Raw genomic sequence first — 18046 nt, 5'->3', positions numbered from 1 at the left:
CGGGCACCATGGGCAGGTGCGTGAACTGATCTACGTCTCCGAAGCGAAGCTGCGGCAACTGGTCCCCGACCTGCCGAAGCGCCCGCGCGGCCTGCGGGACGTGGAGGCCCAGGTGAGCACCCCGGTCGGCGGCATCAAGGTGGGCAAGCCGGCGCGCGAGGCCGAGCCGGGGCTGGCGGGCGCGGTCGCCGCGCTGGAGGCGTCGCCGCGGGCGCCCCGGTGGTTCGCCGAGCCCGGAGTGCGTCCCGGCGAGTGGGTGCACTTCGAGGCGCCGATGGCCTACGGCGAGGTCGGTGGGGCGGTGGTGTTCCTGGACGTGGACGAGGCCACCGCGGAGTACCCGACGGGCGGCCGGCTCCGGCTGTTGCTGCACGGCTCGCGCCACCACCTGGTCGGATCGCTGCCCGCCGTGCGGGACATGGACGACGGGTGGCACCAGTCGATGTGGGTGCGGTTCACCCAGGTGCTGCTGAAGCTGACCGACCCGGACCGGGCCGGGAACCCCGGGGACGAGCGGTTCCTGGGCGGGGTGGTGGCGGCCATGGACCGGCTGGCTGACCGTCTCCAGCCGCGGTTCGCAGCCGCCTGGGTGGCCGGGTACGCGCGGGTCACCGCGGTCCTGCCGGAGGACGAGCGCACCATCCTCGTCGCGACGCCGCTGTACGTCGAGCACGTCGCCGCACCGGAGGCGTGATCAGGCGATCCAGGTGCCATGGCGCAGCACGCGGGCCGGCCGCAGGTCGCCGTCCAGCACCACCAGGTCCGCCGCCAGGCCGGTGCGCAACGAGCCGAGCCGGTCGTCCAGGCCGAGCAGCTCGGCGGGCCGCCCGGACGTCGCCCGCACCGCGTCCGGGACGGACAGCCCCGCGCCCCTGACCAGGTTCCGGAACGCCGCGTCCATGGTCAAGGTGCTGCCGGCCAGCGAACCCGTGTCGGCCAGTGTCGCCACCCCGTCCCGCACGTCCACCTCCAGCCGGCCCAGGTGGTAGCGGCCGTCGGCGGCGTCGGTGGCCGACATGGCGTCGGTGATCAGGGTCGTGCGGCCGCGGCCGGCGTAGCGGGCCGCCATCCGCAGCACCGTCGGGTGCACGTGGACCAGGTCGCAGATCAGCTCGATGGTGATGCGCTCGTCGTCGAGCAGCACACCGATCGGGCCGGGCTCGCGGTGGTGCAGCGGCCGCATGCCGTTGAACAGGTGCGTCGCCACCGTCGCGCCCGCGTCGATCGCCGGGCGGATCTGCTCCTCGGTGCCGTCGGTGTGCCCGATCGCGGCGATCACCCCGGCTTCCGCCAGCTGGCGCACCGCGCGCACGCCGCCGGGCAGCTCCGGCGCCAGCGTCACCATCCGCACCGCGCCGTGGCCGGCGCGCAACAGGGCGTCGACGGTCGCCGTGTCGGGTTCCCGCAGGACCGCCGGGTCGTGCGCGCCGCACCGGGACGCGGCGATGAACGGTCCCTCCAGGTGGATGCCGGCCAGCTCGCCGTCGGTGACCAGCTCGCGCAGCACCGCCATCTGGTCGACCAGCGCCCGCACCGGATCGGACACCAGGCTCGCCAGCATGGTGGTCGTGCCGTGCCTGCGGTGCGCCTTGATGGCGGTGGCGATCTCCTTGGGATCGCCGCTGGAGAACGACCCGCCCCCGCCGCCGTGGCAGTGCGCGTCGACGAACCCGGGCACCACGTAGGCACCGCCCACGTCCACCTGCTCACCCGGTGGCGGCGTCCCGGTCCCGATGCCCGCGATCGTCCCGCCGGTGACGACGAGCCACCCGTCGTCCACCAGGCCCTCGGGGAGGGCGAGCCTGCCACCCGTCAGCACGAAACCCGTCACAGGCTCCAGCATATTGGTCTAAACCAGCTCAGCCACTCATGGCCTTCTGGAGGGCTTCCAGCGCCCGGCTCGCGGTGGACTTCACAGTGCCCTTCGAAATGCCCGCGACCTCGGAGATCTCCGCCTCGGAGAGGCCGCCGTAGTAGCGCAGCACCAGCACCTCGCGCTGCCGCGGCGGCAGCTTCGACAGCGCGTCCACCACCGACTGGTGCTCGCTGGAGAGCATCGCCAGGCTCTCCGCGGAGCGCGCGTTGACCGCGTGCGGCGGGACGTACTCGCGTGCCGTCTTGCGGCGCCGCAGCACGCTGCGCGACCCGTTGACCACCGCGGTGCGCAGGTACGCCACCGCGGCCGTGGCGTCCCGCAGCTTGCCCCAGTTCCGGTAGAGGCCGGTGAACGCCTCCTGCACGACGTCCTCGGCCGTGGCCGGCTCGTCGACCAGCAGGATCGCCAGCCGCACCAGCCGCATCCGGTGGACCTTGTACAGGTCCTCCAGCGTCAGCGGGCCGGCCGGCTGGGCCGACGCGGTACCGACCCCGTCCATGGTGCGCAACTGCCCGAGCGTGCGTTCGACGCTGCGCCCCGCGCTGCCGTCCGCCATGTACCCCCGCCTGTCCTCGGCCAACCCGTTGTCCACGTGCTGCACACGCTCGGCCCAGCGTATCGGTTGAGCCTGGTCACCCGGTAGCGTGCGAAGCAGTACTCAGACGGAGGTGCGCATGGCCTGGTTCCTGGTGCAGACGGTCTACGACCAGGGGAAGTACGCGGAGGTGCGACCGCGGCACCGCGAGTACCTGAAGAAGCTCGCCGACGAGGGCACGGTCGCGGTGGCCGGGCCGTTCACCGACGACGCCGGCGGCGCGTACCTGATCCAGGCCGAGGACGCCGACGCCCTGCAGAAACTCCTGGACGCCGACCCGTACGTCGCGGAAGGCGCGCTGGAGAGCTACTCGGTGCGGGAGATCAACCCGACGCTGGGCGCCTGGCTTCAGTAGACGCCGCCGAGCTTGGTGTGGTCCCAGCTGACGATCTTCGTCGGCGTGAACACCAGCCCGACCCGTTTGGCCGCCTGGGCAGCCACGACGTCGGCGGCCAGCGAGCCGCCGCCGTAGCGCTCGGCCAGGGCCGCGCCGATCGCCGCGACGGCGGGGGTGTCCTCGACGATCTCGACGTCGGCCTCGAACTGGACGCCGCGCAGCCGGTCGTAGGTGTCGCCGCTCTCGACCAGCACGGTGGCCTGCGGCAGCCGGCGGAGGTTGGCGACCTTCTGGGACTTGCGGTAGGTCCAGGTCGCCACACCCTCGCCGCGCGGCACGTACCACAGCGGGGCGAGGTGCGGGCGGCCGTTGGGGTTGACGGTGGCGACGTTGATGACCTTCTCCCCGGCGAGGAACGCGAGGACCTCGTCGCCGGTCATCCTGATCTGGTCGCGGCGGGACATGTCGGCTCCTATCGGATCGCGGCCCGTCCGCCGTGCCCGGTCACCGCGGCCTCGCGCGCTCCGCGGGCCTTGATGTCCTCGAGCGCGGCGCGGTCGGCGGCGGGCACCCGGGTGCGCGAACCCAGCTCGACGACCGGCGGCAGCAGCGCGCGGACCACCTTGAGCAGGCCGACCCACTTCGGTACGTGGATGACGCGGGCCCGCTTGAGGACACCGGCCTCGATGTGGTCCAGGGCCACGCCGAGCGGGTAGGTCCGGCCGAGCAGGCCCGGCATGCCGGCGCGCAGCTTGCCGAACACCGGGTGGGCGTCGGCGCTTTCGACCAGATCGGTGCGGATCCACGTGGGGTGGGCGACGCCGACCTTGACGCCGAGGTGAGCGACCTCGGCGCGCAGGCTGTTGCAGAAGGCTTCGACACCGGCCTTGGCCGCGGCGTAGTTGGCCATGCCGGGGGCGTGGGTGATCGCGGCGAGCGAGGAGATCGCCAGCAGGTAGCCCTTGCGCTCGATAATGTGCGGCAGCGTGACGCGGAACGTGCGCCACACGCCGAGCAGGTCGACCTCGATGACCTTCTCGAAGGCGGCGGGGTCGACGGAGCGGACGAAGCCCGTCGTGGCGATTCCCGCGTTCGCGATCACGATGTCGATGCCCCCGAAGTGCTCCACGACGCCGGCCGTGGCTTTTTCGAGGGCGGTCCAGTCGGTGACGTCGGCCTCCCAGGCGCGCGCCGAATCGCCGATGCGTTCGGCGACCTTGCGCTGCTCGTCCGCCTCCAGCCCGACGAGGGCGACCTTGGCCCCGCGGGCCGCGAGCCGTTCGGCGAGCCCGGCGCCGATGCCGCGCGCAGCTCCGGTGATGAGCACGACCTTGCCTTTGACGTTGGCCATGGCCGGACCCTACCTCAACCTACCGCGAGTAAGCTACTACCGAGTAGGTGAAGTCGCGGTGTCCATACCCGAGGCCGCGGCCCGGACACCCCGTACCCGGCGGTGCGCCACCGCGATGGCGACCGCGGCCAGCACGGCGCACGACTCGATGGCTCCCGCGGTCCAGCCCACCGCGGCGACGCCACCCGAGGTGAGCGCGAGCGAACCGGCGAACCCGCCCAGCGAGATGCCGATGTAGGTCGCGCTGGCGCTGAGCGAGAGCACCACCCCGGCGTCCCCGGCGGCCAGCTCGACCAGCCGGTGCTGCTGGACCGGCATGAACGCCCACCCGAACACCCCCCACACCGCGAGCACCACCGCAGCGGCAACCATGCCCGTGCGCCCGTGCACCCCGAGCGAGGCGAGCACGCCGAAGGTAGTCAGCGCGAGGGCGAGCCCAGCCGTGGTCACCACGGCCAGCGAGGTCGCCGGGTACCCGTCGGCCGCGCGCCCGCCCACGGCATTGCCCGCGACCGCGGCCACCCCGAACACCAGCAACCACACGGCCAGCCCGGACCCGCGCACCCCGGCGAGGTCACCGAGCACCGGGTTGATGTAGGTCAGCACGGTGAACGCCCCGGCGATCCACAGCACCGTGAGACCGAGCGCGGTGGGCACGCCGCGGGTCCGGGCGACCGCGATTCGGGCGCGCAACCCGGTGGCCGGCGGTGTCTGCACGCTGGGCAGCAGCAGGGCGAGCCCGGCCGTGGCGAGTGCGGCGAGCACGGCGATGGCCAGGAAGGTCACCCGCCACCCGAACGCGGCGCCGACCAGCGCACCGAGCGGCACCCCGAGCGCGGTGGACAGGCTGACGCCGGCGGCGACCGTGGCCAGCGCCCGGCCGCGCCGGCCATCGTCGGCGAGGACGGCCGCGGTGGCCGAGCAGGCGGGGGTGAACACGGCGGCCGCGAGCGCCGCCAGTACCCGCACGACCATCATGACCGGGTAGGAACCGGCGATCGCGACGCCCGCGTTCGTCAGCGCGAACACCGCCAGGCTGCCGATCAGCAGCGGGCGCCGGGGCAGGCCGCCGGTCAGTACGCCGAGCACGGGGGCGCCGACCGCGTAGGCGAGGGCGAACACCGTGATGAGCTGTCCCGCGGCGCTGTCGGACACACCGAGGGCGTGCCCGACGTCGGGAAGCAGACTGGTGATCACGTATCCGTCGGTGCCGATCGCGAACAGCCCGAGGGCGAGCAGAACGAGCACGGGTCTGGTGGAGCTGAGAGTCATCTGGGATCTCCGGTGGAGCGCGGGTCAGGTGGTCTGGAGGAACAGGTCCAGCAGGGCCAGCAGGGTCTCCGGCGCGTCCTCCGGCGTGAAGTGACCAGCCTGGGGCAGTTCGACGACCGGGGCGCTGTGATAGCCGAGCCGGAACGCGGGCACGGTGTAGCGCGGAAGGAGCGCGGTGTCCCGCATCCCCTGCACGAGCAGCGCGGGCTTGCCCCGCAGCGCCGCCACGGCCGCCGGGTCGGGCGGTGCCGGCGCGGGAGCGTCCGGGTCGGGGGCCACGAGCTGCTGGGGGAACCGGATCACGCCACGGCACTGCGCCCGGCCGGTGAAGTGCGCGGAGTAGGCGCGAACCCAGGTCGGGGTGAGGATCTGCGGCCGGGTGATGGTCTGCAACGCGAGCATCAGGTGGGTGATCGTGTGGCCGGCGTTGCCGAGCAGGACTTCCAGGGTGCCGTCGGCGTGCGCGGCCCGCGCCCAGCGGAACCACGAGCTGTCCGCGAAGTTGTGCTGCATCAGTTCCGCGTAGCCCGGCAGCCCCAGGGGCAGCACGGTGTTGGTGGCGAGGATGCGGCTGACGCGATCCGGGTGCCGGAGGGCGAAACCGGTGCCGATGGGACCGCCCCAGTCGTGCAACACCAGCGTGATCCCGTGCAGGTCGAGTTCGCCGACGAGCAGCTGCTCCAGGTTGTCCACGTGCTCGTCGGCGAGGTAGCCGCGCCCGGGCGGCGTGTCGCTCTTGCCGAAGCCCATGTGGTCCGGCACGACCACCCGGTGCTGCCGGGACAGGGGGCCGACGAGGTGCCGCCACAGGTAGCCCCAGGTCGGTTCACCGTGGAGCAGCACCAGGGTTTCCCCGCCTCGCCGTGGACCTTCGTCCACGTAGTGCTGCCGGAAGCCCGCGGCCTCGCAGTAGCGGGCCGGGAACGGCCAGGTTCCGTCGAACGTCTCGTGTTCCGGGATCACTTCTCGTCCTTCGCTGTTCACGTCGTGCACCCGGGCGGCAGGCCCGGCGTCCGGACGCTAACGGCGGTCCACTGACATCCGGTGTCAGCGAAGATCACGAGAAATGCGATGTCATGCCGGGGGCGCGGGCCTGCCGTACAGCTCGGCGAGCGCCGCGGCGGTGGTGGCCAGCCGCTGCCGCAGCGAGTCCGGTGCGAGCACCTCCGCCTCGGCACCGAGCCGGAGCAGCAGCCCCGCGGTGTGGTCCGTGGACTCGATCGGGATGACCGTGCGGATCCAGCCCGCGGTGTCCGGTTGGGCGCGTTCCCGCGCCGCACGCGCCAGATCGGGTTCGAGCAGGTGCGTGAGCCGGTCGAACACCGACGTCGTCATGCGGACCGTCGCCTCGCCCACGTACCGGCGGGCGTCGAACTCCTCGAGGTAGCTGTCCCAGTGCCGCCCCAGATCGAACCCGGGCGGCCGCGGGAACCGCTCGGCCAGCGGCTGCACCCGGAGGATCTGCGAGACCCGGTAGGTCCGGACGGACCCGGAACTGCCCCCCACCAGGTACCACCGTCCCGCCTTGAGCACCACGCCGTAGGGCTCGACGACCCTGGTCACTTCGTGCGGGGCGGCCCACCTGCGGTACTTCACCCGGACCCGGAGCTGGTTCCAGGTGGCCTGCACCACCGCCGCCAGGTGCGGGGTGGGCTCCGGGTCGGCGTACCAGCCCGAGGTGTCCAGGTGGAAGCGCTGCTGGAGCTGGCCTGCGCGGTCGCGCAGCTCCTCCGGCAGCGCGGCCATCAGCTTGAGCTGGGCGGTGGCCAGCACGGCACCCAGCCCGAGATCCGCGGCGGCCCCGGGCAACCCGGACAGGAACAGCGCCTCGGCCTCGTCGGTGGTCAGCCCGGTGAGCCGGGTGCGGTAGCCGTCGAGCAGCTGGTAGCCGCCGTCGTGACCGGCGTCGGCGTAGAGGGGGATGCCGGCCGCGGACAGCGCGTCCATGTCCCGGTAGATCGTCCGGACGGAGACGTCCAGTTCGTCGGCCAGCTGCCGCGCGGTCATCCGCCCCCGGGTCTGGAGCAGCAACAGGGCTGAGACCAGTCTGCTCGCGCGCATGCGAGTGAGCTTGCCAGTCCACTGCCGTTCGGCGTCAGTGGAACCAGCTCGTGCCACGACACGCCCGCGCCGGGGTAGCGCATCTCACACGGCGGTGTCGACTGGGCCGAACGGACGAATCCGCGTTGGTCCTCACCGTGGGCGCGGTTTCCCGCCCGGCGATCGCCGCCCGGCGTGCCCGCGGCACACCGATCCCCTCCCGCGTCCGTCCTTTTCGGAATGAGTATCACCGTCGTGCCACGTCACGTCGGCGACCGAAAAGCGGAAACCAGTGGCCCGCCGGCGCGGAAATTGTCACACGACCACCACTACGGCCAGCCGTTACCGGATGCGATCAATTTCACCCGTTCGTGTTGTACAGGGTTAGACACGACCACCTTCCCGCGCTCTCAGTGCAGTTGAGGTAGTCTCCTTGATCAGGCGCCACTCGAACGGGTGAATGACATTCCACTCGGCTGTCGCCCATTTTTATGCCATTTTTCTGACGTCCGGTGAACGCAAAGTCGCGTTCCTGAGACTTTGCGCCCGCTGACGGAGAAAGACGGACAAGTGGTGGACTTCGACGCACTCGCCGCCGAATTGCGCGGCCTCCGCGAAAGTGTCGCCGGGGTGACGGACACGGTGGTGGCGGCGGTCGACGGGATCTGCATCTTCGCCGACGTGGCCGAGACCATCGACCCCGCCAAGATCTCCGCGCTCGCCGCCGCCGACCTGGGCATCGCCCGCCAGGCGTCCGAGCTGGCGGGCCAGGGCACGTTGAACCAGACCGTCGTGTTCAGCAGCGACGGCTACATGGCCGTCTACGCCATCGGCCGGATCGCGCTGATGGTGGTGCTGGGGGACAAGGGGCTGAACGTCGGGCGCCTGCTGTTCGAGACCCGGCCCGTCATCGACCGGATCGCCGCGATCCTGACCGCCTAGCCGGCACGGAAACCCGCTACAGGAGGAACTGATCATGATGAACATCGACACCGCGCTCAAGGAAGCCATGAGCATCACCGGCGCTCTCGGCGTCGCCCTGGTCGACTACGAGAGCGGGATGTCGCTCGGCACCGCCGGTGGCGACGACTGGTTCGACCTGGAGATCGCCGCGGCCGGCAACACCGAGGTCGTGCGGTCGAAGTTGCGCGTGATGTCGTCGCTGGGGCTCAACGACTCGATCGAGGACATCCTGATCACGCTGCACCGCCAGTACCACCTGATCCGGCTGCTCGACACGCCCGGCTCCCGCGCGTCCATGTTCCTGTACCTGGTGCTGGACCGGGAGCGGGCGAACCTGGCGCTGGCCCGGCACTACCTCAAGCGCATCGAAGCCGACCTGCAGGTGTAGGCCGCGCTCGCACAAGAGGAGTGGGCGATGACCACAGGCGGCTCGAAGGCCGCACTCGTCGTCGGCTCGGAGTTCATGCACGACCTCGGTTCCCTGTTCCCGGTCGCGATGACCCTCGCCGGCGACGAGCTGGTGTTCACGTTCGTCTCGCCCGGTGAGGCGCAGGAGTGGGTGGCGCAACGCTCGGGGTCGGTCCTGGCCGGGCGGGAGGCCCGGTTCGTCGTCCACCCGCAGGAACAGCAGGTTCTCGTCGAGCTCGCGGGCACCCGGATCCGGGCGCTGATCGTGCTCGCGGAGGACGGTCCCGCGGCGCCGGTGCACGCACCGCTTCCCGGCCGCTGGCGGGACCAGATGCCCTGGACCGTGCGGATCGCGCTGGACGAGCTCGCCCGGATGCTCGCGCGGTGCCAGCACCACGCGGGCGGCCCCGACCCGCTGATCGACCTCGACCTCGCCTACCGCCCCGATCCCGATTACCACGAACGGCTCGACCAGGCGCACGAGGGCGTACGGCCCTTCATCGCCCCGGTCCGCCCGACGCTGTCCCTGCGCTGGCGCTCGGCGACACCAGGGCAGCGCAAGGCGTTCCTCGACGAGCTGCCGGACGCTCCGCCCGGACGCGGCTGGCTGCGGCGCCGGCGCACGGTGCGGGTGCTGGGACTGGAAGTGGAGGTGGCCCGGTGAACGGCGGCCGGGGCCGCCGGTTCCCGCCCGGCCCGGCGGCGAGCGCGCCCGGCGCCTACCGCGACGCGTCGTCCAGGGCCGCGAGCTCCGCGTCGCTCAACCGCAGTGCCACGGAAGCCAGCAGGTCGGTCAGCTGGTCCACGTTCCGGGCGCTGGCGATGGGCGCGGTGACCGTCGGCTGGGCAGCCAGCCAGGCCAGCGCCACCGCGGCCGGTGTGGTCCCGTGGGCGGCCGCAATGTCGTCCAGGGCCGCCAGGACCCGCTCGCCCCGGTGGTCCAGGTACGCCAGCGCGCCCTCGGCCCGCGGGCTGCCGCCCGCCTCGCGCGACCGGTACTTCCCGGTCAGGAACCCCCGCGCCAGCCCGTAGTACGGCAGCGACGACAACCCCTCCTTCGCCACGAGCGGGGCCAGCTCCTGTTCGTACCCGCGCTCCACCAGGTTGTACTGCGGCTGCACCGCGACGTACCGGGCGAACCCCTCCCGGTCCGAAATGGACAGCGCCTCGGCCAGCCGGTCCGCGCTGTAGTTCGACGCCCCCAGGTACCGCACCTTGCCCGCACGCACCAGCGAGTCGAACGCTTCCAGCGTCTCCGCCAGCGGCACGTCCCCGACATCCTTGTGCGCGTAGTACAAGTCGATGTGGTCGGTGCGCAGCCGGCGCAGCGAGTCCTCCACCGCCTCGCGGATGTTCTTCGCGCTCACCCCCGGCCGCGCCGGCCAGGCGCCCACCTTCGTCGCGATCACCATGTCGTCCCGGCGGCCACGACGCGCCAGCCAGTTGCCGATGATCGTCTCCGACTCACCGCCCGAGTTGCCCGGAACGCGCGCCATGTACACGTCCGCGGTGTCGATGAAGTTCCCGCCCGCGGCCGCATACGCGTCGAGCACCGCGAAGGACTGCTGCTCGTCGGCGGTCCAGCCGAAGACGTTGCCACCCAGGTTGAGCGGATACACCTCTAGGTCACCGATTTTCGCCATGACCCCAAGGTAGAGGAATTCCACGCACCCCCGCCGGAGTTGGCACCGGCATGGCCCTTGAACTCGGCAAGATCGGTATCTGGCGGCACTGGCACCAGCTGGACGCGGACCTGGCACGCGAGGTCGAACGACTCGGCTACGGCGCGATCTGGATCGGCGGCTCCCCCGACGGGCGGCTGGACATCGTCGACGAGCTGCTCGACGCCACCGAGCGCATCACGATCGCCACCGGCATCGTCAACATGTGGAAGGACGACGCGGCCACGGTCGGCGCGTCCTTCCACCGCATCGAGGCCCGGCACCCGGGCCGGTTCCTCCTCGGCGTCGGCATCGGCCACCCGGAGGCGACCCAGGAGTACCAGAAGCCCTACGACAAGATCGTCGACTACCTCGACGGCCTCGACGAAGCGGGCGTGCCGGTCGCCGCCCGCGCGCTCGCCGCCCTGGGCCCGAAGGTGCTGAAGCTCTCCGCCGAGCGGACCGCGGGCGCCCACCCGTACCTGACCACGCCCGCCCACACCAGGGAGGCCAGGGAGATCCTCGGCGAGGGCGTGCTGCTGGCTCCCGAGCAGAAGATCGTGCTGGAGACCGACCCCGGCGCGGCCCGTGCCATCGGGCGCCCCGCCGTCCAGCACCCGTACCTCGGCCTGGTCAACTACCGCACCAACCTGCTCCGCCACGGCTTCACCGAGGCCGACCTGGACGACGGCGGCAGCGACGCGCTGATCGACGCGCTCGCCCTGCACGGCGACATCGACTCGATCGCGCGCGGCATCCAGGCCCACCTCGACGCCGGGGCCGACCACGTGTGCGTCCAGGCCCTCGGCGACGACCCGCTGCCCGCCTACCGGGCCGTCAGCGAGGCCCTGCTGTCCTGACCACGCGAAGCCGCTCCGCCCGGGGCGGAGCGGCTTTGGTCACTTGATCGTTCCTGACCTGCGCCGCAGAGAGCCAGCACACTGTCCTCCCACCGCCGACCTCGTACGATTCGGGCAAGGAAGGCGAACCACAGCTAGGAGGACCCACGATGCCCATCGCCACCCCCGAGGTCTACGCGGAGATGCTGGACCGGGCCAAGGCGGGCGAGTTCGCGTACCCGGCGATCAACGTGACCTCGTCGGAGACCCTCAACGCCGCCCTGCGCGGGTTCGCCGACGCGGAGAGCGACGGGATCATCCAGATCTCGACCGGTGGCGCCGAATTCGCCTCCGGCACCCGGGTCAAGGACATGGTGACCGGCGCGACCGCGCTCGCCGAGTTCGCGCACGTCGTCGCCGAGAAGTACCCGGTCAACGTCGCCCTGCACACCGACCACTGCCCGAAGGACAAGCTGGACGGCTTCGTCCGCCCGCTGATCGCGCTGTCCCAGGAGCGCGTCAACAAGGGCCAGAACCCGCTGTTCCAGTCGCACATGTGGGACGGCTCGGCGATCGACCTGGACGAGAACCTGGAGATCGCGGCCGAACTGCTCGCCAAGGCGGCCGCGGCGAAGATCATCCTCGAGGTCGAGATCGGCGTGGTCGGCGGTGAGGAGGACGGCGTCTCGAACGAGATCAACGAGAAGCTGTACACCGCCGAGGGCGACTTCGTGAAGACCGTCGACGCGCTGGGCACCGGTGAGAAGGGCCGCTACCTGCTCGCCGCGACCTTCGGCAACGTGCACGGCGCCTACAAGCCGGGCGCCGTGAAGCTGCGCCCGGACGTGCTCAAGCGCGGGCAGCAGGTGGCCGCGGAGAAGCTGGGCCTGGCCGAGGGCAGCAAGCCGTTCGAGCTGGTCTTCCACGGCGGATCCGGCTCGCTGCTCGAGGAGATCCACGAGGCGGTGTCCTACGGCGTGGTGAAGATGAACATCGACACCGACACCCAGTACGCCTTCTCGCGCCCGATCGCCGACCACTTCTTCAAGAACTACGACGGCGTCCTGAAGATCGACGGCGAGGTCGGCAACAAGAAGACCTACGACCCGCGCAGCTACCTCAAGCAGGCCGAGCAGGCGATGGCCAAGCGGATCGTCGAGGCCGCCGAGCACCTCAAGTCGGCGGGCCAGAAGATCAGCTGACCGGTACCTCCCGGTGGGTCCTCACCAGCCGCGTGAGGGCCCACCACAGGAGCGGCAGCCCCACCAGGACCGCCAGCGCGGGCCAGTAGGCGAACGGCGGCGCGGACTCGGTGTGCGCGTCGCCCAGCAGCCACGGCCGCAGCTGCGACTGGAGCCACAGCGCGCCGTACCCGAACGCGGCCACCAGCAGCCCGCCGGCCAGCGGGGTCAGCACGCGGTGCCCCCGGCCGGCGCGGAACGCCACATCCACCGCGAACCCCACGGCGATCAGGTAGAACGGGATCGCCGAGGCCGGGAACGTGCCGGCCACGAGCAGGGGCCAGATGATCGCGCGGTAGGCCACGTACACGGCGGCCACCGCGGTCGCCGCCCACGCCCGGCCGATCGTGTGCCGGGCGATCGCCAGGACCAGCGCCGACACCCCCACGCCCCACAACGGGTAGACCCAGTCGGCGATGGGCATCGCGAAGTGCAGCACCGCGGCCCGGTCCACCGGGTGGCCGATCTGCTGGGCGGCGAAGCTCAGCAGCGACGGCTCGGCCTCCGGGGCGCCGCGCTCCCACGCCCGCAGGCTGAGGATGCCGTACTCCTGCTGGCCGTTGGGGAAGAACGTGTTCTCCAGGAAGAACACCCACAGCCCGGTCAGCACCAGCGTGCGGAACCGGCCCGGCGGTGCGGACTTCATCCAGCCGTCCAGGACACCGGCGAGCATCACGCCGGTGCCGATGTAGAGCAGCATGTGCGTGGGGCTCCACGCGGTCAGGTCGAGCCCGCTGATTCGGTGGTTGATGACGTCCAGCGGCGCCGCGATCAGGAACATCACCAGCCCGGCCTGCATCAGCCGCAGCGAGCGGCGGTCGCAGCCGAGGCCGGTGTAGCTGTGGATCGCGACGAGGACGATGACGATGCCGGTGCCCACGGTGTTGATCAGGTGCGGCGGCGCGAAGTCGTCGCGGATGAACTTGAAGTGCCACGACATGTCCCACGACGAGCCGAGCACCTTGAAGGCGAACGCGACCAGCCACATCCCGTACGCGAACCGCAGCACCCACTCCGGCGTGGGCCGTCCCGCCGCGCCCCGCTCCCAGTGGGTCGCGAAAAACAGCTTCGTCTTGCCGATGGGTCCGCGCGGCACGGCAAGACCCTCGGCGGCCCCCTCGAGCGCCTTCGTCATGCGAACATCATCCATGGTCGTCCGCGCCGGTGGAGCGGGACGAGCGAAAATCAGGGTTCACCCTGAGGCGTGACCCGCTTGCGCCGGCGGCGGCCGCCGGGCATCGTGTCGGCCCGTGATGCCGAAACGCTTCGTCGCCGCGGTTCTGATCGCCGCCCTCGTCCTCCTCGGCAGCGGGGTCCTCGCGAGCCTGTTCGTGTGAACCGCCGATACTGGGCACCATGACGAACCTGCTGGAACCTGACCCCACCCGGCTGCCCGACCGGGTGGACGCCCAGGCCGCGATGGACGCGGGCACCGACCCGGCCGACGTGGCCGCCGAGCATCCCGACTTCAGCGAGGCGTGGGCGGCCCTGGCCGAGCGGTCGCTGGAGGCGGGTGAGTTCGTCCCCGCCTACGCCTACGCCCGCACCGGCTACCACCGCGGCCTGGACCAGCTGCGCCGCGCCGGGTGGAAGGGCTTCGGCCCGGTGCCCTGGGACCACCGCCCCAACCAGGGCTTCCTGCGTGCCCTGGCGGCCCTGGCCAAGGCCGCCCAGCGCCTCGGCGAGACCGAGGAGTACGAGCGGTGCCGGAAGTTCATCGCCGACTCCGACCCGGCGGCCGCCGCGGCGACCGGCCTCCAGTAGGCCCGCACCGCTCCGCCCGGCGGCGTGACGTCTGGCGAACGGGTCCGCACGACCGCTCCCCCGGGTGGGCGATTTCCGGCAGCGGGGCCGGCGCACGAATGTGGTGGGGTGGCAGGCATGGCAGTGCCACCGAAGCGTGGACCCGGCCGGCCCCGGAAGGTGCCGGTCGACGAACAGCGGGCGCTCGTCCTCGCCGCCGCTGCGCAGGTGTTCGCCACGAGCGGCCTGGCGGGCGCCACGATCGAACGGATCGCGCGCGAGGCGGGCCTCACCCGCCAGGCGGTCTACGAGGTGTACGGCGACAAGCGCGCGGTGTTCGCGGCTGTCCTCGAACAGGCCGAGGAGCAGGCGTACGCCGCAATCGCCACGGTCGGCGTGAGCGACACCGGCCTGGACCTGAAGAGCTGGGCACGCAGGAACTACGCGAACCTGTTCGACTTCGTCGCCGAACACCCCGTGGTGCTGCCCCTGTTGCAGGAGGCCGAGCGCGCGGGCGACCCGGCGCTGTCCCGGCTGCGGGAGCGGCTGGCGCGGGTCTACACCGAGGCGAGCGGGCGGCGCTGGGCGGCCCTCGGCGTCGAGCCGGGCCGTGCGGACACCGCGCTGGTCACGATGTACTTCGCGATGGTCGAGTCGCTGGTCGGGATGGACTGGCACGGCGCGGCGCCGGACCGCGACGCGCTCGTCGACCTGCTCACCGAGTTCACCATCGGTGGCGTGCTGCGGCTCTACCGCCGGGCCCCGGAGGTCATCGCGCGGGTCCGGTAGGCGTCCAGGATTCGGGAGAGCGGCCGGCCGCGCCGGTTTTTCCGTAGCGTCGAGGGCATGGCGCCGTCTCAGCTCGCGATCGTGGGGGCGGGGCCGCGTGGGATCGGCGTGCTGGAACGGCTGTCCGCCAACGCGGCCGAACTGCTCGGGCCCGCGGGCCTGGTGGTGCACCTGATCGACCCGTTCCCGCCCGGCGCCGGCCGGATCTGGCGGTACGAGCAGTCCCCGCTGCTGCGGATGAACTCGATGGCCGAGGACGTCACGATGTTCACCGACGAGTCGGTCACGATGGCCGGCCCGGTGCGGAGCGGGCCGTCGCTGTGGCAGTGGGCGCAGGAGGTGCGCAACGGGCGGATCGGCTACGACGTACCGGCGGACCTGCGGGACGAGCTGGACGCGTTGCGCGGCACGTCCTTCCCCACCCGGCGGCTGACGAGCGCCTACCTCGACTGGGTGTACCGGCACGTGCTGGCCGGGTTGCCGGGCGGCATCGAGGTGGTGGAGCACCGCACGCGGGTGACGCGGATCGACGGGACGCGGGTGTGGCTCGCGGGCGTGGCCGACCCGCTCGACGTGGACGCGGTGGTGCTGACGGTCGGGCACCTCGACGCCGACCCGGGTTCGGGTGAGCGGGAACTGGCCGGGTTCGCGGCGCGGCACGGGCTGGCCTACTACCCGGCCGGCTACACCGCCGACGTCGACTACGAGCACGTCGCGCCGGGCGAACCGGTGCTGGTGCGCGGGTTCGGGCTGGCGTTCGTCGACCTGATGCTGTTGCTGACCGAGGGCCGCGGCGGGCGGTTCACCGAGCACGAGGGCGGGCTGGTGTACCAGCGCAGCGGCGCGGAACCGGTGCTGCACATCGGGTCCCGGCGCGGGGTGCCCTACCACGCGAAGCCCGGTTACCGGTTGCAGGGCTCGCCGCTGGAGCTGCCGCGGTTCTTCGGCCAGGCGCGGGTGGCGGAGCTGCTGGCGCGGGAGCGGCACCTGGACTTCCGCGCGGACGTGTGGCCGCACGTGGCGAAGGAGCTCGCGTGGGGGTACTACAGCGAGCTGTTCACCGGGCACTCGTCGCGGGTGCTGATGTCCTTCGCCGAGTTCGCGCGGGCGTTCGCCGCGTTCGACTGGGACAGCGCCGAGATGCAGGCGCTGGTGCGGCGCGCCGTGCCGGCCGAGGAGGACCGGCTCGACCTCGACCGGCTGGACCGCCCGCTGGCCGGACTGCGGTTCGGCTCGGCGGAGGAGTTCGGGAAGTACCTGCGGTCCTATGTGGAGGCCGACCTGGCGCGGCGGGCGGATGCCGCGTACTCCGCGGACCTGGGTGCGTTCATGGCCCTGCTGTCGGTGTACCAGCAGATGCCGGCCCTGATGGCGTCCGGCAGGCTGGACGTGTCCGATGTGGACGGCTGGTGGCACGGGTTCTTCTCGTACTACGCGAGCGGTCCCCCGCCCCGCCGGTTGCACGAGCTGCTGGCGCTGCACCAGGCCGGGGTGGTGTCGTTCCTGGGCGCGGACGTCCGGATCTCGCTCGGCGAAGACGGCTTCGTGGCCTCCTCGGGCAGCTTCCCGGGCTCGGTGACGGCCCGGACGCTGATCGAGGCGCGGTTGCCGCCGCCGAGCGTTTCGCGTGCCTCGGACGGGTTGCTGGCGCAGCTTCGGGGCGCGGGCGAGCTGGCCGAGGAGCGGGTGCGGGACCTGCCGTCGGGACTGATCCACACGCGGGTGTCGGACGGCCGCTTGCTGGACGCGCTCGGCAGGCCCCAAGCGCGGCGGTTCGCGCTGGGCCCGCACACGAGCGCCCGCTCGGCGGCCGCGTTCACCCGGCCGCGGACCAACGGCCCGTCGTTCCGGCAGAACGACGCCGCGGCGCGGGAAATCCTGCGCGTGGTGCAGGAACCGCGTGACGGGGGTGGGTTGACCGGCCAGGAACCGTGATCGGTGTGGCTGGCCGCCGACCGGTACCAGCGGTCGGCGACCCGCCCACCGCGGCGCGGCGCACCAGGTGCGGACCCGGAAGAACTGGCGAGAACGCCGGTTCACCGACGTCCGCTTGACGGTTGAGCCCACCAGTGCCGATCAAGGCCGTCGGAGCTGCAGAAACAAGAAGGCGCCGCCCATCGGGCGGCGCCTTCTGAAGCACAACCGCAGCGGTGTGGCCCACCCTGTTCAGAGCCACCAGGGACCGTTCAGCGGTCTTCACCGAATACCATACCCGACGTGACTGGGGATCACCAACCGAACACTGCCGTGCTGGCTGTGATGAGCACCCCACGAATGGCCGACTACCTGGTCAAATGCCACCACGACCGCGCCGCCGCCCTGGACCTCTACGCGTGGAACTCGCTGGCGGGCTCCGCCTACTGGGAAACCCTCGGCCACCTGGAAATCGCGCTGCGCAACGTCCTGGCGAGCCAGCTGGCCGCGCGGCACCAGACGAAGGGCCGTCCCGGTTCGTGGCTCGACGACCCGGGCCAGGACCTCGACGCGACCGCGCGGGAGGAGATCCGAAAGGCCCGTCAGCGGGTCCGGCGCAAGGGAAAGCACGCCAGCGAAGGCCAGGCCATCTCGGAACTGACCTTCGGATTTTGGCGGTATCTGCTGGCCAAGCAGTACAACACCACCCTGTGGCCCAGTTTGGCCAGCGGATTCCCACACGCCCCGAGCCGCGCCCGGCACACGATCGAGCAGCCGATCAAGCGCCTTCACCAGTTCCGCAATCGGCTCGCTCACCATGAGCCGATCTGGAACAAGGAGCTAACCCAGCGCCAGCAGGACATCTATGACGTCCTCACCTACATCGACCCCAACCTGCACAGCTGGGTGGCGAAGCGATGCCGCATATCCGCGGTACTGCTCACCTGCCCGGTCCCACGGCCGCATCCCTGAACCACTGGCGAACCGCCCAGCTCCAGCCGAAAACTCGAGCACCGT

General features: G+C 71.7%; 20 protein-coding genes. 11 read left to right on the top strand and 9 right to left on the bottom strand.

What is annotated here, in order from left to right; translation table 11 throughout:
• Window positions 1–16: 16 nt before the first annotated feature.
• On the top strand, window positions 17–694 hold the full coding sequence (locus tag FHX46_RS02135) for an SAVMC3_10250 family protein (RefSeq protein ID WP_167110146.1): 678 nt from the start codon (window positions 17–19) through the stop codon (window positions 692–694).
• On the opposite strand, the gene nagA is transcribed toward FHX46_RS02135, so the two are convergent.
• Both nagA and FHX46_RS02125 read right to left on the bottom strand, forming a co-directional pair.
• On the bottom strand, window positions 695–1819 hold the full coding sequence (gene nagA / locus FHX46_RS02130) for an N-acetylglucosamine-6-phosphate deacetylase (RefSeq protein WP_167121019.1): 1125 nt from the start codon (window positions 1817–1819) through the stop codon (window positions 695–697). It lies immediately after the preceding gene.
• 40 nt (window positions 1820–1859) lie between these two features.
• Window positions 1860–2432, bottom strand: a complete 573-nt coding sequence (locus FHX46_RS02125) for a SigE family RNA polymerase sigma factor (protein ID WP_167102653.1) — start codon at window positions 2430–2432, stop codon at window positions 1860–1862.
• A gap of 118 nt (window positions 2433–2550) precedes the next feature.
• Between FHX46_RS02125 and FHX46_RS02120 the strand changes: the two genes are divergently transcribed.
• The gene (locus FHX46_RS02120; protein WP_167110144.1) at window positions 2551–2826 is read left to right on the top strand and encodes a YciI family protein; all 276 of its coding nucleotides are present in this window, start codon (window positions 2551–2553) and stop codon (window positions 2824–2826) included.
• Here the strand turns inward: FHX46_RS02120 and FHX46_RS02115 are convergent.
• The 5 genes from FHX46_RS02115 to FHX46_RS02095 form a co-directional block, all read right to left on the bottom strand.
• Entirely contained in the window at window positions 2820–3272 is a 453-nt protein-coding gene (locus tag FHX46_RS02115; RefSeq protein ID WP_167110142.1) for a pyridoxamine 5'-phosphate oxidase family protein, read from the bottom strand. The genes FHX46_RS02120 and FHX46_RS02115 overlap by 7 nt on opposite strands.
• Window positions 3273–3280: 8 nt before the next feature.
• Window positions 3281–4159: an SDR family oxidoreductase gene (locus FHX46_RS02110; RefSeq protein WP_167110140.1), complete on the bottom strand. Its 879-nt coding sequence runs from the start codon at window positions 4157–4159 to the stop codon at window positions 3281–3283.
• A 36-nt stretch (window positions 4160–4195) separates the two neighbouring features.
• Window positions 4196–5431: an MFS transporter gene (locus FHX46_RS02105; protein ID WP_167110138.1), complete on the bottom strand. Its 1236-nt coding sequence runs from the start codon at window positions 5429–5431 to the stop codon at window positions 4196–4198.
• Between the two features lie 24 nt (window positions 5432–5455).
• Window positions 5456–6394, bottom strand: coding sequence for an alpha/beta fold hydrolase (locus FHX46_RS02100; RefSeq protein WP_167110136.1), 939 nt, complete (start codon window positions 6392–6394; stop codon window positions 5456–5458).
• A gap of 111 nt (window positions 6395–6505) precedes the next feature.
• The gene (locus tag FHX46_RS02095) at window positions 6506–7492 is read right to left on the bottom strand and encodes a helix-turn-helix transcriptional regulator (RefSeq protein WP_167110134.1); all 987 of its coding nucleotides are present in this window, start codon (window positions 7490–7492) and stop codon (window positions 6506–6508) included.
• A gap of 552 nt (window positions 7493–8044) precedes the next feature.
• Between FHX46_RS02095 and FHX46_RS02090 the strand changes: the two genes are divergently transcribed.
• The 3 genes from FHX46_RS02090 to FHX46_RS02080 are packed head-to-tail and all read left to right on the top strand — an operon-like array spanning window position 8045 to window position 9506.
• Window positions 8045–8413, top strand: coding sequence for a roadblock/LC7 domain-containing protein (locus FHX46_RS02090; protein ID WP_167110132.1), 369 nt, complete (start codon window positions 8045–8047; stop codon window positions 8411–8413).
• Window positions 8414–8450: 37 nt separating this feature from the next.
• Complete coding sequence (locus tag FHX46_RS02085) at window positions 8451–8822, top strand: hypothetical protein (protein WP_167109094.1); 372 nt, start codon at window positions 8451–8453, stop codon at window positions 8820–8822.
• A gap of 27 nt (window positions 8823–8849) precedes the next feature.
• Window positions 8850–9506, top strand: a complete 657-nt coding sequence (locus FHX46_RS02080) for a hypothetical protein (RefSeq protein WP_167110130.1) — start codon at window positions 8850–8852, stop codon at window positions 9504–9506.
• Between the two features lie 55 nt (window positions 9507–9561).
• On the opposite strand, the gene FHX46_RS02075 is transcribed toward FHX46_RS02080, so the two are convergent.
• The gene (locus tag FHX46_RS02075) at window positions 9562–10485 is read right to left on the bottom strand and encodes an aldo/keto reductase (RefSeq protein WP_167110128.1); all 924 of its coding nucleotides are present in this window, start codon (window positions 10483–10485) and stop codon (window positions 9562–9564) included.
• Between the two features lie 50 nt (window positions 10486–10535).
• Here FHX46_RS02075 and FHX46_RS02070 point away from each other — a divergent pair, with 50 nt between their 5' ends.
• Both FHX46_RS02070 and fbaA read left to right on the top strand, forming a co-directional pair.
• A complete protein-coding gene (locus tag FHX46_RS02070; protein WP_167110126.1) occupies window positions 10536–11363 on the top strand; it encodes an LLM class F420-dependent oxidoreductase in 828 nt (275 codons plus the stop codon).
• A gap of 149 nt (window positions 11364–11512) precedes the next feature.
• A complete protein-coding gene (gene fbaA / locus FHX46_RS02065; RefSeq protein ID WP_167110124.1) occupies window positions 11513–12544 on the top strand; it encodes a class II fructose-bisphosphate aldolase in 1032 nt (343 codons plus the stop codon).
• Here the strand turns inward: fbaA and FHX46_RS02060 are convergent.
• The gene (locus tag FHX46_RS02060; RefSeq protein WP_167110123.1) at window positions 12537–13718 is read right to left on the bottom strand and encodes a hypothetical protein; all 1182 of its coding nucleotides are present in this window, start codon (window positions 13716–13718) and stop codon (window positions 12537–12539) included. The genes fbaA and FHX46_RS02060 overlap by 8 nt on opposite strands.
• A gap of 221 nt (window positions 13719–13939) precedes the next feature.
• Here FHX46_RS02060 and FHX46_RS02055 point away from each other — a divergent pair, with 221 nt between their 5' ends.
• The 4 genes from FHX46_RS02055 (at window position 13940) to FHX46_RS02040 (ending at window position 18001) form a co-directional block, all read left to right on the top strand.
• Window positions 13940–14347: a DUF3151 domain-containing protein gene (locus FHX46_RS02055; RefSeq protein ID WP_167102621.1), complete on the top strand. Its 408-nt coding sequence runs from the start codon at window positions 13940–13942 to the stop codon at window positions 14345–14347.
• Window positions 14348–14464: 117 nt separating this feature from the next.
• Entirely contained in the window at window positions 14465–15115 is a 651-nt protein-coding gene (locus tag FHX46_RS02050) for a TetR/AcrR family transcriptional regulator (protein WP_167110121.1), read from the top strand.
• A gap of 57 nt (window positions 15116–15172) precedes the next feature.
• Window positions 15173–17050, top strand: coding sequence for an FAD/NAD(P)-binding protein (locus FHX46_RS02045; RefSeq protein ID WP_167110119.1), 1878 nt, complete (start codon window positions 15173–15175; stop codon window positions 17048–17050).
• A gap of 339 nt (window positions 17051–17389) precedes the next feature.
• The gene (locus FHX46_RS02040) at window positions 17390–18001 is read left to right on the top strand and encodes an Abi family protein (RefSeq protein ID WP_208399968.1); all 612 of its coding nucleotides are present in this window, start codon (window positions 17390–17392) and stop codon (window positions 17999–18001) included.
• Window positions 18002–18046 lie beyond the last annotated feature (45 nt).

It is taken from the genome of Amycolatopsis viridis, assembly GCF_011758765.1.
Classification (GTDB): Bacteria; Actinomycetota; Actinomycetes; order Mycobacteriales; family Pseudonocardiaceae; genus Amycolatopsis_E; species Amycolatopsis_E viridis.
Note: the sequence above shows the minus strand (reverse complement) of the source record. Positions and strands in the feature narration are given on the sequence as shown.